We start from the raw sequence: 18833 nt of genomic DNA, 5'->3' as shown, positions 1-18833 counted from the left end.
CTCCGAGCCGACCGGAACGTGCCTTCGGGTCGGGGACCACTCGCGACTTACCCGGCCGATCACGATCGAAACATCGGGGCAGCGGATCAGTCGGCGTCGATCCGTTCATGCGCAGTCAACAGCAGATGGTCGAATTTCGTGCGCAGATCGCCCACCGAATGGGTCAGTGAGTTCAGATCGGCGACCAACCGCTCGGACAAGGTCCGCAGCTTGACATTGGTCTCCTGGGAGCGCCAGCTCAGCACCCGGAACGCCTGTTCGGCGCTGATGCCGTAGACCAGCATCAGCGCGCCCTTCGCCTGCTCGATCACTGCCCGCGCCGCATAGAGCTCGGGCAGCGCGTCGTCGAGGGTCTCCTGCTGACGTTCGGCCAGCGCGTCGGTGACGTCGATGTAGTAGCCGCAGGTGCCGATCACCGTATCGGTCTCGTCGACAAGGCGATCGGCGACCACGATCACGTGATGTACATCGCCCGCGGTGTCGATGATGCGGTGGCGACTCGAGAACGGGTCCGCGTTCTCGATGGACTTGGCCAACGCGTTGGCCACTTGCGCCCGATCCTCAGGATGTTTGTGCGAGAGCAGCAGCTCGGTGGTCGGCGACACTGTCCCCGGCTCGTAACCGTGCAGCGCCGCGACCTCGTCGGACCACTCCCACCGCTGATCGGCGAACCGGAACTGGAAGGTGCCGACACTCTGCGGCTTACCCATGCCGATGACCCGACCCAACGCCAGCGCGTCCTCGGGTGAAACCGACCCACTCTCTCTCACAGCGCAAGTATGAGGCGTGACCGTGCGCGATGCCCGGATATCGGCTACACCAGGGATTAAGGCCATATCGCTGGTGTGCCGTGTCTTCGGATTCGGTTCAACCGTCCGCGTCGCTCGCCCTGCGCCAGCGCCACGGTGCGATCACCCGGGCCACCGCGAACACCGACGCTCACAAGTGGCGCATACCCGCGTTTTCCGGGCATACACTCCGCCCCCGATTGATCCGGCCGATGCCGGGTATGCGCCCAATGCCCCATGTTCAACGGTTCGACCCCAAAAGGAGGCGGCATGGCTGCTGCCCCCGACGGGCTTCTACTGCCACCCGGCGCGGGGCAACGACTGCAGACCATGACACTGAAGGGTCGAACGCGGCCACCACCAATTCAGTTGCGCCCCACACAAACACAACATGACCACGCGGTGGCCACCCCACTTCCAGCGCCGCGACCAGCAGCATCAACGATCATGAAGTCCGGCTGGAGTATTAGCACGACAGTTGTATTTCGTTGTGTCACAGTCGTTGTCGATGGTATCTGGTTTGTCGGACGCGGGTTTGGTGGCGTCGGCGCCAGCGGGAGGCGGCGAGTGCGTGGGTGAGGGTGCGGGCTGGGTGGAGCACTATCGCCAGGAGACGGCGGATTTCGGCGACTGTGATCGGGCCCAGCCCGCGTGGGCTTTTGGGTCGGTGGCGGCGGTGACTGCGAGGAAGGCGTGGGCGAGCATGGCCAGGGTGATGTGGCGGTACCAGGGGTCCCATCGGCGTACCTGGTAGTGGTCGAGGCCGCATTGGTCTTTGGCGGCTTGGAAGCATTCCTCGATCGCCCACCGGGCTCCAGCGACAGCGACGATCTGCTCACGAGTCACGGTGTCGGGGTGAAAGCACAGGTAGTAGGCAATATCGGTGGAGTCCTCGACCGATCGGCGGGCGAGTAGGGTGCGCACGAACCCGGCCGGGAGGTCACCGAAGCCGGGCAGGGTGGCCCACGCGAAGTCGTAGACGCGCTCGCCTCGAACCCCAGGTCCGCACGAAACCCGGTGCCATGCCTCGGCGGGAGCACGGCCGATGAGAGTGTCGACCCGACGACGCCCGTCGATATCGGTGACGGTCTGTTTGACCGGCACCTCGAGGACATAGGACATCCGACGAGCCTCCAGGAATGCCCGGAACTTCCCGTCACGGCCGTAGGCGGAGTCAGCGGCCACCCACCCCGCGACCACCCCGGCCCTCAGTGTCCGCTCGATCATGGCCTCGGCCAGTCGCGGCTTGGTCAAAACACCTTCACTGCAACGCTTTTCGGGTATTCCCGCTTCGCTACAGCGGTCTCGGTCGCTGATCCATGATTCGGGTATATACAGCTCCCGGTCGATCAACGCACGCCCAGCGCGGCCGGAGTAGGCCAAAAACACCCCCAACTGACTGTTCTCCACCCTGCCCGCGGTGCCGGAATACTGGCGTTGAACCCCGGCCGACTTCGTGCCCTTCTTGACGAACCCGGTCTCATCCGGCACCAGGACACCGTCCGGGCAGGCCAATGACTCGGCCACATACGAGCGCACATGATCACGCAGATCATCAGCACTCCACCTGGACCTGTTCAGGAAATGCTGCAAACCGTCCGGCTCCACCACGCCGGCGGCATCGGCCAACTGCCAGGAGTTCTTGCGCTCCACCGGCGCCAACAACCCCGTCAGATACGCCCGCGCCCACCGCCGCGGCTCAGTCCGATAGAACACCCCCGCTACCCGCGCGAACACCTCATCGAAACCCACTCGCCAAGCCGAAACATCCTCGGCCACAACATCATCCAGCACCCGCGCCAAACTACCCCAGAACCAACTCGCTTGCAGCACAACGAAATACAACTGTCGTGTTAGAATGGCGATGTGCAGCGCGCTGCAGTGACCGATCCTTCGCGTGTCGTGGTTCTAGGGTCCGGGTTTGCGGGTCTGTGGGCGGCGCTCGCGGCGGCCCGGCGGCTTGACGAACTCGGTGCAGCGGCCGGAACCGTCGATGTCACGATGATCAGTTCCACGCCGTACCACGACATCCGCGTGCGCGACTATGAGACCGATCTGAGCACATCCCGCATCCCGCTCAGCGCTCTTCTCGATCCAGTCGGAATCGAGCACATCATCGGTGAAGTGACGGCGATCGATGCTCTGGCGCGGGTCGTGGAATCCACCGCGGGCGCTCACGGCTACGACCGGCTGGTGCTCGCGTTGGGCAGCCAGGTGGTCAAGCCCGATATCCCTGGCCTGCGGGAGTTCGGTTTCGATATCGACACCCATGATGCAGCGACCAGACTGCAAGCCCACCTGCGCCGGCTTGCCGAGGGCCCCGCTGACCCGGCGGCCGCGACAGTAGTCGTCGTCGGGGCAGGTTTGACGGGGATCGAAGAGGCGACTGGGCTGCCCGCGATGCTCGCCGACGCCTTTGCCGCGCGTGCCGTCGTACCGCGGGTCATCCTGATCGACCGCAACCCGTTGGTCGGCTCGGATATGGGCGCATCGGCGCGACCGGTCATCGAGGCGGCGCTGGCCGACACCGGGATCGAGACCAAGTTGGGCGTCGGGGTCCTCGCCATCGACGAGCGCGGCGTGAGGCTCTCCTCGGGTGAAGTGGTGACCGCCGCCACCGTCGTCTGGTGTGCCGGCATGCGGGCCAACCCGCTGACCGCAGACTTCGGGGTCGACCGTGACCGGCTGGGTCGACTCCCCGTCGACGATTATCTGCGGGTCTGCGGTGTGTCCGGGGTATTCGCCGCCGGTGACGTCGCCGCCGCAAAAATGGACGACGAGCACATGTCGGTGATGTCCTGCCAGCACAGCCGCCCGATGGGCCGATGGGCCGGCTACAACGTCATCGGCGATCTTCTGGGCAAGCCCGTGAAGCCGTTGCGGATCCCTTGGTATGTAACGGTTCTCGATCTGGGACCGGCAGGCGCGGTCTATACCGAGGGCTGGGACCGCCACGTGGTCTCGTGCGGCGAGGAGGCTAAAAACACCAAACGCGCCATCAACACCCGGCGTATCTATCCTCCGTTGAGCCGCGACCGCGACGCATTGCTGGCCGCCGCCGCGTCCGAACTGCAGGCCGCGCCCGAGCACGGACCCGAGTCCGCCCATCGACTACCAATCGCGCTGACGGATACATAATCCGATAGAAGAGGCAACGATCTCGGTGGTGACGGGTGCCTTCCGCGCAGCACGTGTCCCGCCCCGCGCTCGACAACTGCAGTCGAGTGCCGAGAGGCGATTCCTGGGCGGTCGGCCACCGTATGGGTGCCGGTTGGCAGGTGGTGGCCCGCATCCGAATAGCTGAATAGCGAAAAGGTGTGGCGCCATCCTCGCAGGGGAGATAATTGATCGAGACCAGGTACAGGTGGGCCGGGCAGAAATAGGGCAGCAAACACCCCGGAGAGGGTGTCGGCCAGATGCTTTTGCCGACTGTCTTTCGATGAACTACGCCGTCAGTGCCGACCGGGAGCACTAGGGGCCTGAACCCACCGCGTGGACCGAACCCGACTGGTGTTCTGGGTAGCCGAAACCCCGCCGCCGTTCTCGAGCGACCGCAGGCTCAGGAGGTGCCATCACTATCGAAGAACACAGCGCGCTCCCACGAGAAGGGGGTACGCGGGTACCCCGCCATCGCAGGGCACCGCGGTGACGGTGCCGCGCAATCGCTTCACGCTCGAAGGACATCCCCGCCAAAGCAAAGGAGCAATCATGTCCACCATTCACTTCAAGGAGACGACGAACTCGACGCCCGAGCAGTTTGTCGCGGCGCTGACCGACTTCGGGCCTGGCCGCGCACAGCTGTTCGGCAACAGCACCGACGAATACCTCGAGGTACACGCCCGGGGCCCCGGCGAGGCCGACGTAACGGAGGGTTCGCGCGGCATCTGGGAACGCCTGCACTACGACTGGTCGGACCCCAATCGCGTCGTCATGACGACCACCGACTCCAACACGTGGGGCGGCCACTCGGGCCACACATACACCTTTACTCGCCGGCCCGACGGGACGACCGATGTGGATGTTGTCGTGGTCCGCGAGGGGAAGAACCTCAAGGGCCGGGTGCTCGGCGTGGTGGTCGGGACGGTCGGCAAGCCCGTCTTGAGACACGCGCTCGAAAAGACCGTCAAGGCCGTCGAAGCTCGCAACAGCGGCGAGGGAACGGGGGAACGCTCGTAACCGAACCCGCCAGGAGACGCTACTGCCAGACGCCACTTTCACGGACCGCCAGATCGAGTCTTCGCCGTGCACGGTGTCTTGGCGCGGTTCGTCGTTCGTCGATGTCGTCCGACTTGTCATGGGCCACTTGACGGGTTATGTCACACGGTGCTTCAGTGGATTCTAACCACCATAATATGTAAAAGGAGTTAGAGATGACCGCTGTTCATCACCGCTCCGCGACCGTGCAGGGCCAACGGCTGTTCTATCGGGAGGCCGGCCCCGCCGCCGCCCCGGCGATCGTGCTGCTGCACGGCTTCCCGACCAGCTCGTTCATGTTCCGCAACCTGATCCCCGCACTGGCTGACCGGTATCGTGTGATCGCGCCGGATCACCTCGGGTTCGGACTGTCCGCCGCTCCGTCTGTAGACGAGTTCGACTACACCTTCGACGCCTTGGCCGACCTGACCGCCGGGCTGCTCGAACAGCTGCGTGTGACGCGCTACGCGATCTACGTTCAGGACTACGGCGCCCCGATCGGCTGGCGCCTTGCGTTGGCTGACCCGCAGGCCATCACCGCGATCATTACGCAGAACGGCAACGGCTACGATGCCGGCTTCGTGGACAGCTTCTGGACCACCGTGTGGGATTACCAGCGCGCCCAGACGCCCGAGACCGAGGCCAACATCCGCACCGCGCTGACCCTGGAGGCCACGAGGTGGCAGTACCTCACCGGCGTCGCCGACGAGAGTCTGGTCAGCCCGGATACCTGGCATCACGACTTCACGCTGCTGTCGCGGCCGGGCAACGACGCCGTCCAGCTTGCCCTGTTCCGCGACTACGCGACCAACCCACCGATGTACCCGGCGCTGCACGAGTATCTGCGCCGGTGCCACCCGCCGCTGCTGGCGGTGTGGGGCAAAGGAGACGAGATCTTCGGGCCGGAAGGCGCCCGCGCGTTCGCCGAGGATGTACCGGACGCGCAAATCCACCTGCTCGGTGGCGGGCACTTTCTGCTGGAGAGCGCCGGCGACGATGTCGCCGAACTGATCCGCGACTTCATGAGCAGCGTGACCGTCACGAGCTGACCTACGCCGCCCCCCCGGGCGCTCACCAGGAGAACACCAATGCCCCACATCGCGCGAATTCGCCTCCAGGGAGCGTGCCGGCATGGGACACAGTGGCCAGCTCGATCGACGAAGGGAGAAACCAATGGGTTTGGCATGGCAGCAAGGACCGTTGGCGACCAGGTCGGTAGGGCAGTTCCTGGTAGCCGAGCCGCTGCCGGAACGGCTGTTGTTCGCCGAACCGCTCCGCAGACGGATGCGTGTGCAATTCGGCGGGCAGTGGATGGTCAGAATGTGCCGCTACCAGTACTGATGCCGCTTTCCGTCGGTGTCGGCGACAAAGATGACGGCGTCGGCGCCGTCCAACTCTGCCGGACTCAGCGGGAGATGGCCGGGCACGATCGGTTCGCCCGTGCCGATCGACGGGGGAAGCGCGGCGCGCAGGGCCGGTGTCGGGAACAGGGCGCGGCGGGTGGTCGCCTCGGCCAACACGCCTTGGAGGGTGCCTGGGTCGCTGTGGGGGTTGGCGTCGGTTGCCAGGAACGCGTAGCGCTCGCCGAGGGTGAGCCCGACGAGCGCGCCAGCGCTGCACCAGCTCACCTCGTCCTCACCGACCGGCATGTGGGACTGCGCATGCCGGAGGTGCACATTGTGCGCGAACACCAGGCTTGGCCCGCGTCGCTGCTCATGCGCGACGATCGCGAGCAGGTTCTCGGCCATCATCTCGGCGCGCAGGCTGAGCAAGGTCGCGATGCGATCGGCCGCGGGGCTGGCCATGGCCGCGTGATAGCGCAGCAGGCCCTGGGCGGTGCGCGCGTGCGCGACGGCGTGGGCGTAGCCGGTCGGGTCGGCGTGGCGCAGACCGGGTGCCGCGCGGCGTAGCGTGCTGGCGAGGTCGTCTGCGACGATGCGCAGGGCGCGAACAGGGTCGGAGGCGCCGATGGACGCTGCCGGATCGAACATGGCCGCCTCGTTCGTCCAGTCCGCGTCCTCGCCGAGCAGCGCGTCGAGGTCGCGGACCGACTCTGGCCGCAGCGCCGCGGGCAGGTAGTCGTTGGCCGAGGACAGCGCGCGTCGCGGGCTCGGCGCACCGGAGATCTCCAACGGCGCGTCGAAGCCATGGAAGTGAACCCGATCCTGCGGTGCGCGGCCGGCATTGTGCGCGCGGAGCCATTCGACGAGTTCACGGTTGCCCGGTACGGCGCCGAACCCGTGGCTGAACCCGGTCGCTAGCACCTCGTCGATCTCCGCTGTTCCCCCGGCCACGTAGTCGTCGACAACGGACGCGGCAAAGACATCGGTCTCCAGCACGATCGACCGGTACCCCCGTTCGACGAGGTGACCGAGGAGTTCGTTGCGCAGTAACGGGAACGCCTCGATCCCGTGTGTCGGTTCGCCGAGGGCGAGCAGGGTCGGCGGTTCGGTCCGCGCGGCGAGCAGCTCGTCGAGGGCACGGCCCAGGCTTGCCGGGTCGTCGAGTTGGCGGCCGATCCCATGCAGCGATGCGGCAGTGAACATGAACACCCCTTTCTGAAAGAACTACCCTCGACAATATCGTTGAAGAATCCATTGAAACTTCTGCGACTTCTCCTTGCATTTGACAGATCGAAGCCTCAAACGGAGGTACAAGCTGCGACCCATCGACCTCGCCCGAGAACACGAGTTGTCCGCACAGGCGATCCGCAACTACGAGGACGCGGGCATCCTCCCGCCGACCGAGCGCAGCGAGACCGGCTACCGGGATTACACGCCCCTGCACGCGCAGGCCCTGCGCACCTTCCTCGCGCTGCGCGGCGGCCACGGGCACCAGCAGGCGATGGAGATCATGCGCGCGACCAACCGGGGCGACACCGAGTCCGCCTACCGGCTCATCGACGCCACGCACGTCACGCTGCTCGCCGAACGCGACACCCGCACCGAGGTCGCGACAGCCCTTGGCAGCCTGTCCACCACGACACCCACCCCTGTCAACGGTCGACCGCTGACCGTGGGCGAACTCGCGCGTCGACTCGGCGTGCACCCGGCGACGCTGCGCACCTGGGAGACCGAGGGCATCCTGCGCCCCGAACGCGACCGGGCAACCGGTTACCGCGAATACGGACCGGACTGCGTGCGCGACGCCGAGATCGCGCGGCAGCTGCGCCGAGGCGGGTACTTGCTGCGCCAGGTCGCGCAGTTCATCGAATCGCTGCGCGAGGCGGGCGGGGCGGACGCGTTGAGCGCCTTCCTCGACTCCTGGCAGGACCGGCTGACCACGCGCAGCCGCAACCTTCTCGCCGGCGCGGCCCAACTCGACACGTACCTCACTCTGCTCGATCAGACGGAGCCGGGGGCAGCCGAGGAGAGGTAAAGCTCTTCGCGCTCATCGACGGAGACTTCGCCGACGCCACGTGACTAGCCACGTGCCTCCCCACGGCAGATGCCCAACGCGCCCGAATCTTCGACGACGCCGTGCGTGGCTGGCTCGCCGAATATCCCGCTGGGACGGTCGTGGAACTCGGGGCAGGACTGGAGACCCAGTTCCAGCGCTGCGACAACGGGACCGTGGTTCTCCCGCGAGACGATGAAAGGGTTCGCCAAGACCAGGAACTACACTGCCCCGCCGATGCCGTGGGGCATCAAGCGCGACGACCTCCCGGCGGTACTGCGTGACTGGAGCCCGCGTATCACGAACGTCGAGGTGGGCAACTTCGGGCCGCCGCGCGGTCCGCTGGCGGTGCTGCTGCCGGTCTTCGAGCGCACACCGGCGCTGCGCAACATCCCGCCGGTCATCGCCCGGGTATACACCGCCGCGACGGTTCCGGACTCATCTCGGCTCGGCCGCCGATGATGAAGCGGCGGAACGTATCTCCACGCACATGCGCCGAGCGCGGCAACCGCTCCGCCAGCGCCTGAGCGACCGTGGACTTCCCGGCGGCTTGGATGCCCGTGATCAGGTAGACGGCGGCTTCCATATCCGCCATGATCGCAGGCCAACCGCTGCCGTCCCGCTAGCTCGCGCGGTGGATCGGGTGCAGCCGAGACAGGGCGCGCACCGCGTCGGCGCGGGAGATGAGCTGGTCGCCGTCGAGGTCGGCGATGGCCGCCTCCATCCATTCCCGGATGAGTGTGGACATACCGATGCCACGGCTGTCCGCCAGTTGCTTGACGCGGGTGTGCAGCTCCAGCGGCATGCGGATCGAGCTGGTCACCACGATGTCGTCACCGGGGGCAAGTGGTGGCGGTGCCTGCTCGGGCGGGACCGGCGCTTCGCTGAAGGTCAGCCGATCCATGAACGCCGCCACTTCGTCCGGGGTGGACGGGAAATCCCTGTCACTCATCACCGGTTCTCCTGTTCCCACTCCTCGAATATCTTCAGTTCGTCGTCGCGCATTGCGCGGGCGCCGATGATCAGCCAGGTCCACTGGTCTTGCCGGCGCGTCGCCACGATCAACGGCCGACCGGCACCAGTGCGACCCCAGACCGACAACACCGTGACGTTCCCGTCATCGGCGATCCGCGGCCAGCGCCGAGCGCCTTCGAGGACTTGGCGTACCTCCCGGGGTCCGATGCCGATCAAGTGCGCAAACGCCCAGTCCGGCCACTCGAACCCCATACTCACATACTACGCGCATAGTAACCGACCGACAGGTCGGTGACTGGCTGTCACACTTCGCTTCGGCGCTTCGTCTACTCGATGAACGAGACTCAGGAGGTAGTGATGCGGATTGCGGTAGTTGGAGCCAGTGGACGGATCGGCCGCGAAGTGGTCGATGTATTGAAGAACCAAGGACACGAGGTCATCGGGATCACTCGGGCGGCCGGGGTCGACGTCTACACCGGGGAAGGGCTGGCCGAGGCGCTGGCCGGTGTGGAGGCAGTAGTCGATGCGGTGAACGCCCCGACCACCGAAACCGCCGCGGTGACGGACTTCTTCCGGACCATCGCGCACAATGTGCAGCGTGCGGCGGCCGCGGTGGCGGCGAAAAGGATTGTGCTGGTGTCGATTATCGGCATCGACGCGTTCACCGCGGGCCACTATGCCGGGAAGCTGGCACAAGAGCAGGCCTATCAGGATGGCCCGGTGCCGGTGCGGATTATGCGCGCCGCACAGTTCCACGAGTTCACTGAGATGATGCTCGACTGGACGACCCGTGGGGATACGGCTTATGTGCCCAAAACACGGACCCAACTGGTCGCCGCGCGGACCGTCGCCGAGAAGCTGGCCGAACTCGTCGTCGACGAAGCCGGGATCGAGCGGGTCGAGATCGCCGGGCCGCAGGAGCTCAACCTGGCCGCCGCTACCGCGAAACTGGCTGCGCGGCGGGGCAATCCGGCGCATGTCGAGGAGATCGTGGACACTGACGATCCGAACCACGAACCGCAGGCCGACGGTGCACTGCTGCCCGGACCGGATGCGATCCTGGCCGGGCCGACCTTCGACGAATGGCTGGACCGGCTCTATCCGGCACAGCCGTAAACCTCAGACCGGTTCTGCCGATGGTTGTCCAGCCGCTTGGAAGGTGGTTCGGTAGTTCGCGGGGGAAGTGCCGACGTGGCGGTGGAAGGCGGCCCGGAAGGCTGCGGGACTACCGAGGCCGCTGAGACGGGCAACCTGTTCGACGGGGGTTGTGGTCGTCTCCAGCAGTTCGCGGGCCCAGTCGATGCGGGCGGCTGTCAGCCAGGCCATCGGCGAAGTGTCGGTCTCCTGCTGGAAGCGCCGGATGAATGTCCGGCGGGACATGTGCGCGCGGTGGGCGAGTTCGTCGACGGTCTGACGGCGGATCAGGTTGTCGAGCATCCAGGTGCGGATCGGCGCGAGGCCATCACCGCGGGCGGCCGGCCGGAAGCGCTCGATGAACTGCGCCTGACCGCCGGAGCGCTGGGGCGGGGCGACGAGTGCCCGAGCGCGGGCATTGGCGGCCGCGGCACCGTGATCCTTTCGAATGATGTGCAGGCACAAGTCGATACCCGCGGTCACTCCCGCCGAGGTGAGGATGTCGCCGTCATCGACGTAGAGCCGGTTCGGCCGGACGTCGATCCGCGGGTACAGGCGATGGAGTAGATCGGTCTGCTGCCAGTGGGTCGTTGCGGGGCGCCCGTCCAGCAGCCCGGCGGCCGCCAGCGCAAACGCCCCCGTACAGATCGACACCAGCCGCGTTCCACGCGCGTGCGCCGCGCGGATTGCCTGCAGTGCCGCAGCGGGAACCGGGGCGCCCGGGGCCTGGTAGCCGGGGACGACGACGGTGTCGGTGTCCCGCAGCGCCTCCAGCCCGGCAGGCGTGGCCACGGTGAACCCGCCGCTGTGGACCGGCCCGGCCGACAGATCGGCACAGACGGTGACCTGGTAGTGCGGGTCCGTGCCGAAGGCCTGCGCCGGTATGCCGAGGTCGAGCGGGAGCACTCCCGGAAGTACCAGCACCGCGACTCGGTGCCGATCTCGGCTCGACATGGCACGATTGTAGCGATACCTGGCTCGCGTGCCACTGTCGAGCACGGCGATATGGCTCGTAGCCTGCGCACATGGACTTCTCGCTCGACTTGCCCACCGGCCCATTGGCCGAGGCCATCCTCTCCACCGTCCGTGCCTCCGAGACCCCGTCGGTGGTCAACCACAGCGTGCGCAGCTTCTTCTTCGCTCAACTCCTCGCCGCCCACGAGGGATGCCTGCAGGACGCCGCCTACGACCGTGATCTACTGTTCGCCGCGACCGTCCTGCACGATCTGGGCACCGGCGACCTCGCGACGGGCGAAGCTCGCTTCGAGGTCGAAGGCGCGGATCTGGCGGCGGACCTGCTGCGGGAGCACCGCGTCGCCGGGGCGGACATCGACCGCGTGTGGGAGGCGATCGCCCTGCACACTTCTCCCGGCATAGCTGAGCGCCGCGGCCTGCTGGCCTACCTCACTCGCGCGGGCGTAGGCATCGACTTCGGGCGCAACGCGGAGATCGTCTCCGGGTGGGAGAAGCGGATCCACGCCTGCTATCCCCGCCTCGCCATGGCCCGTTCGCTCGTCGACGCGATCGTGCAGCGAGCTGCCCGGTCAGCCGCTGCGGGCCCCCGCTACTCGATCGGCGGCGAACTGCTGCGCGAACGCCGGGCCGACGGCGTGACCAGTCTGGAGTTCGCCGCCGCTTCCTCGGTCTGGGGAGAGTAGCCCTGCTGCCGGGACCAGATGCGATCCTGGCCGAGCCGACCGCTCGACCGGCACAGCGGTAACTTCAGATCGGTTCTGCCGTGATGGCGATGGTTGTCCAGCCGCCCAGGTGGATTCGGTCCCCGCTCTGTAGCGGAACGGCGACCTTGACCGGGATCAGATCGTCACTGCCGTTGAGGCTGGTGCCGTTGGTGGAACCGAGATCGGTGATGGTGATGCCGGTGTCGGCGATGCGGATGGTCGCGTGGGCGCGCGAGACGCCGGCATCGGCGGGGGCGATACCCAGATCGATCTCGGGTTGCAGGCCCTGCGAGACGCTGTGCTTGCCGATCAGGATGTCGGTGCCGCGCAAGGTGATTCGGCGTTCGGGATAGAAGGCGGGGAATTCCACCTGATCGGCGTCGGGGCCCTTGCGGGCCTGCACCCGGTCGTAGAATTCACGATCGGCGGTGATCGTGGCGACCCACGCCACGGCACCGGGCACGCCAGGGCCGGGCGACGAAACCTCGGTCGCCGCCGAATCGCCACTCACCGCAACGATCTCGGTCGGCGCGGCCTCCGGTGTCCGGGCCACCGGCGTCGGCAGCGCCGAGTCGAACCCGCAGACTTCGCAAAAGCGGCCGCTGCTCGGCGACCCGCAGGACGGACACAGTGCGGCCGCGACAGTCTCCGGCACCGCCGCCCCCATCGGCGAACCGCAGACATCGCAATAGTCCGTCGCGACGGACTGATGCCCGTCCGGACAGGTGGCAATCGCCATCACCCCTCCTTCCGCACCCGCGCCGTCTTGGTCGACCGTGCGTCCAGCGCCATCTCGTCGGCCGCCTCGACCTTGGCCCGCAACCGCACCGTGCCGCTGCGCTCATCCACCTCGACCACCCCGCGCAACAGTTTCGCGGTGCCCTCGTTCCCGGATTCCGCGGCCAACTCCACCGCGCGCCGCAGCTTCGCGGTGGCGGTCTCTACATCGCCGTTCTTACGTGCGCTCAACCCCTCCTGCACAACCTGCGCGAGTTCGGCCTGACCGGTGTAATGCGCGACGCGCCTGCTGATCCGGGCCGACAACTCGGTCTCGGTGGTCCACACCGCCCGCACCAGCCCCTGCCCGACCACCTCGTCGCCCGCGACCACACTGATCCGGGCGGCCAGCTTCTCTCGGCCCGGCGCGGCGGGCTCGACCCGCACCTGCACGTGGTAGTCGCGGTCTTCGGCACCCCACGCCCCGAGCGGGTACTCCCCCAGCTGCGGTCCGGCGTCGGTGCGGCGGGCAGTCAGGTCCTCGATCGTCGGCGCGACCTGCTTGACGAAGTGCACGGTCGCCCCGGCCGGCGTCCAGACCCGCAGTGTCAGTTCGGGAATCGCCTTGGCCAGTGAGGTCTGCGTCATGGCGGCGAAATCCGCGGCCAGGTTCGCCGGATTCGCGACGATGTCGACGGTGCCGTGCAGCGCCGAGGCGATGGTGCGCAATTCGTCCACCCGCCAATCGGTTCCGACGCCACGGCAGTCGCAGGTGAACACTCCCTCGGACTGCTTTATCTCGGCAGCCAGCGCCGCGGGCTCCTCATGCTCGTTCTTGCCGTCGGTGAGCAGAATGGCGTGCACCATCGCGCCGGGATGCTTCTTCGCCAGCTGCCGGGTGAGCCCGAGCCAGGTGCCCATCGCGGTACCGCCATTGGGCCGCAACTTGTCCAGCGCGCGGCGCGCGGCGGCGCGGGTATCGCGGTTCGCGGGCACCGAGGGCTTATCGCTGGGATAGACCAACCTCGCCATCGACGTGCCCTCGACGATCGCGAACTCGGTGCCGTCGGTCAGCACGTCCAGCGCGGCCAGTGTGGCCCGGCGCGCGCCCTCGAACTTCTTGCCAGTAGCCATCGATCCGGAGCAATCGATGATCAGGACCTCGAGCCGTTGCGGCGGCGCTCCGGCCGCTACGAAATCCGCGCCGGTCTCCACGGTCACCACCGCGTCGACCGTCCCCGCGCCCTCGGCCAGATACTCGTTCTGGTCGATCGCTACCGAAATACCGTTGTCTGCAATCGAACTCACTGTGCTTCTCCTACATCGACCGGTGGCCCGACGGAGGCGGGGACACCGATCGGCGCCACCGCGACGGTGATGTTGTCGCTCCCCCCGGACCGCAATGCAAATTCGACGAGGCCACGCGCCGCCTCCCTCGGCGCCGCCCCGTTGACCATCCGCGCGAGCGCGTCCGGATCCGATACGTAATTCCAGAGTCCATCGCTGCACAGCAGCAGAAATCCCGGCCCCGTGGTGTGAAAGGTCTGCACACATTTCTTCGACCACGGTTCGGCCTCGTTGTCCGCACCGAGCCAGCGCAGCAGCATATGCGCCCGCGGATCCCGCATCGCGGCTTGCTCATCCATCGCCCCGGCGTCGACGAGGGCCTGTGCCCACGAATCGTCCACAGTCAGCCGCCGCGACGGTTGATTCCCGTCGAGGATCGGCTCGATGCCGTCGGTGCGCAGCCAATATGCTCGGCTGTCACCGACATTCGCGACGGTGATCTCCACGCCATCGCCCCCGTAGCCACGCACGATGGCCGAGACATAGGTGCACGACGGGGCGTGGCCCTCATGGACCGCGATCTCACGGACCGCCTGTGCCGCGGCCGCCAGCCCCGCCATGACAACCGCTGTGCCGGAGCGCGATTCGGCCAGTGCGGTGAGGCAGCCCTCGACACCCGCGCGCGCCGCCGCGCCCGAGGCCGCCTGCGGATCCTGCGAGGTGGACACCCCGTCGCTCACCACGATCACCGTGGCAATGGGGCGCTTGTCCGCGCTCGCCAGCACGGCGGCCGCGACCGCGTCCTCGTTGCGCGCGTGCGCGATACCGCGATCGGTTACCACGTATACCGCGTCCAGATCCGCCTCGAACCGATCCGGCTCCGGACGCAACTGCCCGCAGCCGCGGCAGTAACCGTCGGCGTCGTAGCTGGTACCGCCGCAGCCCTCACAGATCGGCGTCGCGTCCGGATCGGGCCGGGGCAGCGCGACTCGGCGGGCGCCGAGTTCCCGGCCGCAGGCCTCGCAGAACCGGTCGACCGTCCCGACCTGAGCCGCGCACGCCGGGCAGCGCAACTGCACAGCGGTATCGGGCCCATCCGTCGCCCGGCCACCATCGCTCATCGAGTCGCGCTGCGACGCTGAATTCGTCACAGCGTCGTCCTCGGCCGGATCGCATTGGCCCGATCCACCAGTTCGAATCGGGCCCACATATCCTCGGTTTCGCGGGCGAGATCGCGATAGCAGCGCTCCAAACCGGTTCGTACTCCGTCCTGATCGAAGGTCGCGCCGAGCAGCGGCGTATGCGCTGTCGGTGCCTTGCCCGCTCGCAGCCAGTTCAGCGCGGCGTCCAGGACGCGCATCCTGACCTGCGCGCCACGGCTTTTCGAATCGATACGCAAGCTCTCGACGCGCCCGCCCGCATCGCGCAGGATCGGTTCGGACAGTTCGTCGGGAGTGCGACCGTCCAGCATCGTCTCCACGGCCGTGAGTCGCGCTTCGGTGTACTGCGCAGAGGCCGAATCCACCTGATCGAGGACGGCCACCGCGCCGTCGCGATCGCCGCCCGCGTTGCGCAGCCGAGCCAGGCCGAATGCGGCGCTGACGAAGGTGTGGTCGGTGCGCCAGACCGTGTCGTAGTAGCGCGCGGCCTGCTGCCTATCCGGTGCCGCACCAGCCAATTCGGCGACGGCGGCCTGCGCCAGTTTCGGCGCGGACTCACCGGGCAGCGCGGCGTACACGGCGTCGAATTCGGCGTAGGCGGAATCGAAGTCACCCGCGAGCAACTCGGCTTGGCCGCGATACCAGGCCACCCGCCAGTCCCCGGGCAGGGTGGCGGCCAATTCGTCGAGACGGCGCAGCGCATCGGCCGGATCGCCCACCTCGAGCGCGGCCCGCACCAACCGCAGCGGGATCTCCACCGACGCACCGCGCGTGGTGAGCACCGACCGGAGCCCGGCCTCGAAGGACTTCTCCAGCTCCGCCGGCGTCGTCCCACCGGTCGTGGCCAGCAGGGCCGCACCGCTGTCGTTCGGATCGACCAGCGGAACCGGCAGTGCCGCGACGATACTCGCCGGTGCCGGATCCTCCCGCACACCGAACACGCCACGCGGTGGCCCGAAGTACGCCGACATCCCCGGACGCGGCGCACCGTCATCGGTGGACAGAACCTCGCGGAGCACCCCCGTCAGCTGATCGGCCATCTCCTCCATCGAGGAGAACCGCACCTCCGAACCGGGGTCGGTGGCGCGCTCGATGAAGCGGTGCAGCGAGTCGTACTTCGCCAGCAGCGGTTCGGTTTCCGCTGTCGGCAGCGCGCCGAAATGCCCGCCCTCCTGCGGCACCTGCATCATCAACACCGCGAGCGTGCGGCCCACCGTGTACACCTCGGTCGCGACCGTCGGACCGTCCTCGGAGATCTCCGGCGCCTGATAGCCGATGGTGCCGTAGATGGGGCTGTCCTTATCGTCCATGGCGATGACCGCGCCCATATCGATGAGCTTGAGCTGCTCATCGGTCTGCATCACGTTGTCGGGCTTGAAATCACAGTAGGCCAGGCCGAGCGAATGCAGATAGCCGAGCGCGGGCAGTATTTCCAGGATGTAGGCGATGGCCTGGGGCGGTGGCAGGTAGCCGCCGTCGGCGTCGCGGCGGGCTCGCAGGATCTGTTTGAGCGACGTGCCGCCCACGTACTCCATGACGATGTAGCCGACCGCGACACCGTCGGCGCCACGGTGTTCGACGAAGTTGTAGATCTTGACAATGCTCGGATGCTCGACCTCCGCCAGGAACCGCTTCTCGGCCACGGCGGCGGCCATCGCGTCCAGATCACCGGAATTCAGCAGACCTTTCAGCACCACCCAGCGGCCGCCGACATTGCGGTCGGTGGCCAGATAGATCCAGCCGAGGCCACCGTGCGCCAGACAGCCGACCACGTCGTACTGCCCGCCGACCAGATCCCCCTTGCTCAATTTCGGTGTGAAGGAGAATTGGGTGCCGCAGTTGGGACAGAAGCCCTCGGTCCGGCCGGGCACACCGTCGCGGCCGCGCCCGACCGGCCGTTCGCATTTACCACAGAACCGTTTTCCCTCGGCGACCTGAGGATCGGCCATGACCGCGGTGGCCGGGTCGATGCGTGGTATCCGCGGCACATCCACCATGCCCGCGCCCAACCGACCGCGCGCACTCGATTTCGACGAGGACCGCCCGGTCCGCACCGAACGTCCGGAACTGCGAGTACTGGCAGAACGGGCCGATAGTCCCGAGGTCGCCGCGAGTTCGGCGGGTGCGGTGCCACAGGCGTCGCAGTAGCCATCGACAATGGTTCCGCCGCATCCCGGCTCCGCGCAGGACTGCCCCTCATGCGAATTCTGCTGCGCGACTGGCGTTTCCGCCGACGCCGTAGTCGCCTCCGCGGGTGCGGTGCCGCAGACCACGCAGTAGCCGTCCTCGATCGTGCCGCCGCATGCCAGCTCGTTACAGGTCATCATCCCCGCCCCGATTTCTCCCCGATGATCTGCTGGAAGTCGGCGACCGCCCGGGTGACGGCCGCCAGATCGCACGGTCTGCGCGCGAGCAATCCTGCCGCGATTTGGTTGGACGCCAAGACCTCTCGGTCCTCGCTGACCCCGAGTCGGGCCGCCTTGGCCTGATAGGCGCTCAGCCGCCCGCGCAATTCGACGCGCCGATCCAGCAGACCCTGGGCCAACGCCTCGGCGGCGGCCGCTCCCGCAGTGGCGTCGGCGATCTGCCCGCGCAATCGCACCAGGGCAGCAGCCGCACCGGGATTCGCCGACAGCGCGTCCAGTTCCGCGCCGAGCGCGGCGGAGTTGTCGGGATGCACCGGCAGCGGTCCCGCCAGAATCTTCGCCTCGACCTGTGCCTTGGCGGCTGCCGCGCGCGCCCTGGTCTGGACCAGTGCCGCCAAGCGCTCGCGCGTCTGCGTGAGGGCTCCGGCCCAATCCGCCACCACCGCATCGAGTTCGGCGAGGATGGTCGCCGCGCGTCGCAGCTCCCCCGACAACTCCGCGATCCGCGCATCGATCTCCGACACCGTGAGCGCGAGTGGATCGGTGGCCGAACGCCGCAACAATTCGGCGATGCTCGCACCGACCGTGCGCAATGCGGCCGTCTCGCCGCCGGCCGTGCCCGCCTTGTCCAGCGTCTCCTGCAGCGGGGCCAGTCCCGAGATCACCCGGGTGTTCACCGCATCGACCGAGTCGAGGAATTCGGCGATCTCCGGGAAGGTGGCCCGCATGCGATCAACGGTATCGGCGAGTCCGACGAACAGGACCTGTTCGGCGGGACCGGTGAGTGAACGTTGCGCCATCGGTATCGGCGTGCGCGATGCCTCATAGGGCCGCCCGCGCAACAGTCGGGTGAGTTCGGCACGTTCGCCATCGTCGAGCCGAGAGCGCATGCCGCGCACCTTGTGCGCCGAATCCAGGATGGTTTTCAGGCGGCCGAAATCCTCCCACATCAGCGCCAGCGCGGCGCGCACCGGCAGCCAGCGCTGTTCGGTCAGCCCGGTCGGCGGATAGCGCTGCATCAGCGTGTGGCCCGGATGTTTGTCCAGTTCCAGCAGGGTGGCGGTGATGGCGTCGAGTTCGGTTGCGCGGGTGGCCAATTCACCGTCGATCTCGGTGAGCGTGAGCGGCTGCATGGTC

General features: G+C 67.4%; 19 protein-coding genes and 1 pseudogene. 8 read left to right on the top strand and 12 right to left on the bottom strand.

Annotated features, from left to right (window positions below):
* Positions 1-86: 86 nt before the first annotated feature.
* Together OG874_RS13225 and OG874_RS13220 are read right to left on the bottom strand one after the other, a co-directional pair.
* The gene (locus OG874_RS13225) at positions 87-710 is read right to left on the bottom strand and encodes a PAS and ANTAR domain-containing protein (protein WP_330257280.1); all 624 of its coding nucleotides are present in this window, start codon (positions 708-710) and stop codon (positions 87-89) included.
* A 678-nt stretch (positions 711-1388) separates the two neighbouring features.
* Positions 1389-2567, bottom strand: a complete 1179-nt coding sequence (locus OG874_RS13220; RefSeq protein WP_442943396.1) for an IS701 family transposase — start codon at positions 2565-2567, stop codon at positions 1389-1391.
* 102 nt (positions 2568-2669) lie between these two features.
* Here OG874_RS13220 and OG874_RS13215 point away from each other — a divergent pair, with 102 nt between their 5' ends.
* The 4 genes from OG874_RS13215 (at position 2670) to OG874_RS13200 (ending at position 6323) form a co-directional block, all read left to right on the top strand.
* On the top strand, positions 2670-3926 hold the full coding sequence (locus OG874_RS13215) for an NAD(P)/FAD-dependent oxidoreductase (protein WP_330257278.1): 1257 nt from the start codon (positions 2670-2672) through the stop codon (positions 3924-3926).
* Positions 3927-4496: 570 nt separating this feature from the next.
* Positions 4497-4964 carry a hypothetical protein gene (locus OG874_RS13210; RefSeq protein WP_330255421.1) on the top strand — a complete coding sequence of 156 codons (468 nt, stop codon included), beginning with the start codon at positions 4497-4499 and terminating at the stop codon, positions 4962-4964.
* A gap of 194 nt (positions 4965-5158) precedes the next feature.
* Complete coding sequence (locus tag OG874_RS13205) at positions 5159-6031, top strand: alpha/beta fold hydrolase (RefSeq protein ID WP_330255420.1); 873 nt, start codon at positions 5159-5161, stop codon at positions 6029-6031.
* A 124-nt stretch (positions 6032-6155) separates the two neighbouring features.
* Entirely contained in the window at positions 6156-6323 is a 168-nt protein-coding gene (locus OG874_RS13200) for a hypothetical protein (RefSeq protein WP_330255419.1), read from the top strand.
* Here OG874_RS13200 and OG874_RS13195 read toward each other — a convergent pair.
* Complete coding sequence (locus tag OG874_RS13195; RefSeq protein WP_330255418.1) at positions 6311-7528, bottom strand: erythromycin esterase family protein; 1218 nt, start codon at positions 7526-7528, stop codon at positions 6311-6313. The two genes, OG874_RS13200 and OG874_RS13195, sit on opposite strands and share 13 nt — an antisense overlap.
* Positions 7529-7640: 112 nt before the next feature.
* Here OG874_RS13195 and OG874_RS13190 point away from each other — a divergent pair, with 112 nt between their 5' ends.
* Complete coding sequence (locus OG874_RS13190) at positions 7641-8360, top strand: TioE family transcriptional regulator (RefSeq protein ID WP_330257277.1); 720 nt, start codon at positions 7641-7643, stop codon at positions 8358-8360.
* 213 nt (positions 8361-8573) lie between these two features.
* Positions 8574-8840, top strand: a complete 267-nt coding sequence (locus OG874_RS13185; RefSeq protein ID WP_330255417.1) for a hypothetical protein — start codon at positions 8574-8576, stop codon at positions 8838-8840.
* 41 nt (positions 8841-8881) lie between these two features.
* On the opposite strand, the pseudogene OG874_RS44695 reads toward OG874_RS13185, so the two are convergent.
* From OG874_RS44695 to OG874_RS13175, 3 genes and pseudogenes are all read right to left on the bottom strand, one after another.
* Positions 8882-9106 (bottom strand): annotated as a pseudogene (locus OG874_RS44695) (hypothetical protein); the annotation flags it as partial.
* The gene (locus tag OG874_RS13180; RefSeq protein ID WP_330255416.1) at positions 9001-9330 is read right to left on the bottom strand and encodes a hypothetical protein; all 330 of its coding nucleotides are present in this window, start codon (positions 9328-9330) and stop codon (positions 9001-9003) included. The pseudogene OG874_RS44695 and the gene OG874_RS13180, both read right to left, overlap by 106 nt.
* Positions 9330-9605, bottom strand: a complete 276-nt coding sequence (locus OG874_RS13175; RefSeq protein ID WP_330255415.1) for a hypothetical protein — start codon at positions 9603-9605, stop codon at positions 9330-9332. Before OG874_RS13175 ends, OG874_RS13180 begins: the two co-directional genes overlap by 1 nt.
* Positions 9606-9710: 105 nt before the next feature.
* Between OG874_RS13175 and OG874_RS13170 the strand changes: the two genes are divergently transcribed.
* Entirely contained in the window at positions 9711-10469 is a 759-nt protein-coding gene (locus tag OG874_RS13170; protein ID WP_330255414.1) for an SDR family oxidoreductase, read from the top strand.
* A gap of 3 nt (positions 10470-10472) precedes the next feature.
* On the opposite strand, the gene OG874_RS13165 is transcribed toward OG874_RS13170, so the two are convergent.
* Positions 10473-11441, bottom strand: a complete 969-nt coding sequence (locus OG874_RS13165) for a GlxA family transcriptional regulator (protein ID WP_330255413.1) — start codon at positions 11439-11441, stop codon at positions 10473-10475.
* Between the two features lie 71 nt (positions 11442-11512).
* Between OG874_RS13165 and OG874_RS13160 the strand changes: the two genes are divergently transcribed.
* A complete protein-coding gene (locus tag OG874_RS13160; protein WP_330255412.1) occupies positions 11513-12145 on the top strand; it encodes an HD domain-containing protein in 633 nt (210 codons plus the stop codon).
* A gap of 64 nt (positions 12146-12209) precedes the next feature.
* Here OG874_RS13160 and OG874_RS13155 read toward each other — a convergent pair whose 3' ends face one another.
* From OG874_RS13155 to OG874_RS13135, 5 genes are read right to left on the bottom strand one after another with little or no spacing between them, the layout of a single operon-like run.
* Positions 12210-12905: an FHA domain-containing protein gene (locus tag OG874_RS13155; protein WP_330255411.1), complete on the bottom strand. Its 696-nt coding sequence runs from the start codon at positions 12903-12905 to the stop codon at positions 12210-12212.
* Positions 12905-14191, bottom strand: coding sequence for a vWA domain-containing protein (locus tag OG874_RS13150; protein WP_330255410.1), 1287 nt, complete (start codon positions 14189-14191; stop codon positions 12905-12907). Before OG874_RS13150 ends, OG874_RS13155 begins: the two co-directional genes overlap by 1 nt.
* Positions 14188-15321, bottom strand: a complete 1134-nt coding sequence (locus OG874_RS13145; protein WP_330255409.1) for a PP2C family protein-serine/threonine phosphatase — start codon at positions 15319-15321, stop codon at positions 14188-14190. The genes OG874_RS13150 and OG874_RS13145 overlap by 4 nt, the downstream gene beginning before the upstream one ends.
* On the bottom strand, positions 15318-17654 hold the full coding sequence (locus OG874_RS13140) for a tetratricopeptide repeat protein (RefSeq protein ID WP_330255408.1): 2337 nt from the start codon (positions 17652-17654) through the stop codon (positions 15318-15320). Before OG874_RS13140 ends, OG874_RS13145 begins: the two co-directional genes overlap by 4 nt.
* On the bottom strand, positions 17654-18829 hold the full coding sequence (locus OG874_RS13135) for a hypothetical protein (protein ID WP_330255407.1): 1176 nt from the start codon (positions 18827-18829) through the stop codon (positions 17654-17656). The genes OG874_RS13140 and OG874_RS13135 overlap by 1 nt, the downstream gene beginning before the upstream one ends.
* Positions 18830-18833: the final 4 nt, after the last annotated feature.

The organism is Nocardia sp. NBC_00565 (genome assembly GCF_036345915.1).
Classification (GTDB): domain Bacteria; phylum Actinomycetota; class Actinomycetes; order Mycobacteriales; family Mycobacteriaceae; genus Nocardia.
The sequence above is the reverse complement of the archived record's forward strand: the minus strand, read 5'-3'. Positions and strand labels throughout refer to the sequence as shown.

What these genes read in the sequence shown, in the direction of transcription:
- OG874_RS13225 (WP_330257280.1), bottom strand. Translation starts at nt 710, where the DNA reads ATGGGTAAGCCGCAGAGTGTCGGCACCTTCCAGTTCCGGTTCGCCGAT.
- OG874_RS13210 (WP_330255421.1), top strand. Translation starts at nt 4,497, where the DNA reads ATGTCCACCATTCACTTCAAGGAGACGACGAACTCGACGCCCGAGCAG.
- OG874_RS13205 (WP_330255420.1), top strand. Translation starts at nt 5,159, where the DNA reads ATGACCGCTGTTCATCACCGCTCCGCGACCGTGCAGGGCCAACGGCTG.
- OG874_RS13200 (WP_330255419.1), top strand. Translation starts at nt 6,156, where the DNA reads ATGGGTTTGGCATGGCAGCAAGGACCGTTGGCGACCAGGTCGGTAGGG.
- OG874_RS13195 (WP_330255418.1), bottom strand. Translation starts at nt 7,528, where the DNA reads ATGTTCACTGCCGCATCGCTGCATGGGATCGGCCGCCAACTCGACGAC.
- OG874_RS13185 (WP_330255417.1), top strand. Translation starts at nt 8,574, where the DNA reads ATGAAAGGGTTCGCCAAGACCAGGAACTACACTGCCCCGCCGATGCCG.
- OG874_RS13180 (WP_330255416.1), bottom strand. Translation starts at nt 9,330, where the DNA reads ATGAGTGACAGGGATTTCCCGTCCACCCCGGACGAAGTGGCGGCGTTC.
- OG874_RS13175 (WP_330255415.1), bottom strand. Translation starts at nt 9,605, where the DNA reads ATGGGGTTCGAGTGGCCGGACTGGGCGTTTGCGCACTTGATCGGCATC.
- OG874_RS13170 (WP_330255414.1), top strand. Translation starts at nt 9,711, where the DNA reads ATGCGGATTGCGGTAGTTGGAGCCAGTGGACGGATCGGCCGCGAAGTG.
- OG874_RS13165 (WP_330255413.1), bottom strand. Translation starts at nt 11,441, where the DNA reads ATGTCGAGCCGAGATCGGCACCGAGTCGCGGTGCTGGTACTTCCGGGA.
- OG874_RS13160 (WP_330255412.1), top strand. Translation starts at nt 11,513, where the DNA reads ATGGACTTCTCGCTCGACTTGCCCACCGGCCCATTGGCCGAGGCCATC.
- OG874_RS13155 (WP_330255411.1), bottom strand. Translation starts at nt 12,905, where the DNA reads ATGGCGATTGCCACCTGTCCGGACGGGCATCAGTCCGTCGCGACGGAC.
- OG874_RS13140 (WP_330255408.1), bottom strand. Translation starts at nt 17,654, where the DNA reads ATGACCTGTAACGAGCTGGCATGCGGCGGCACGATCGAGGACGGCTAC.
- OG874_RS13135 (WP_330255407.1), bottom strand. Translation starts at nt 18,829, where the DNA reads ATGCAGCCGCTCACGCTCACCGAGATCGACGGTGAATTGGCCACCCGC.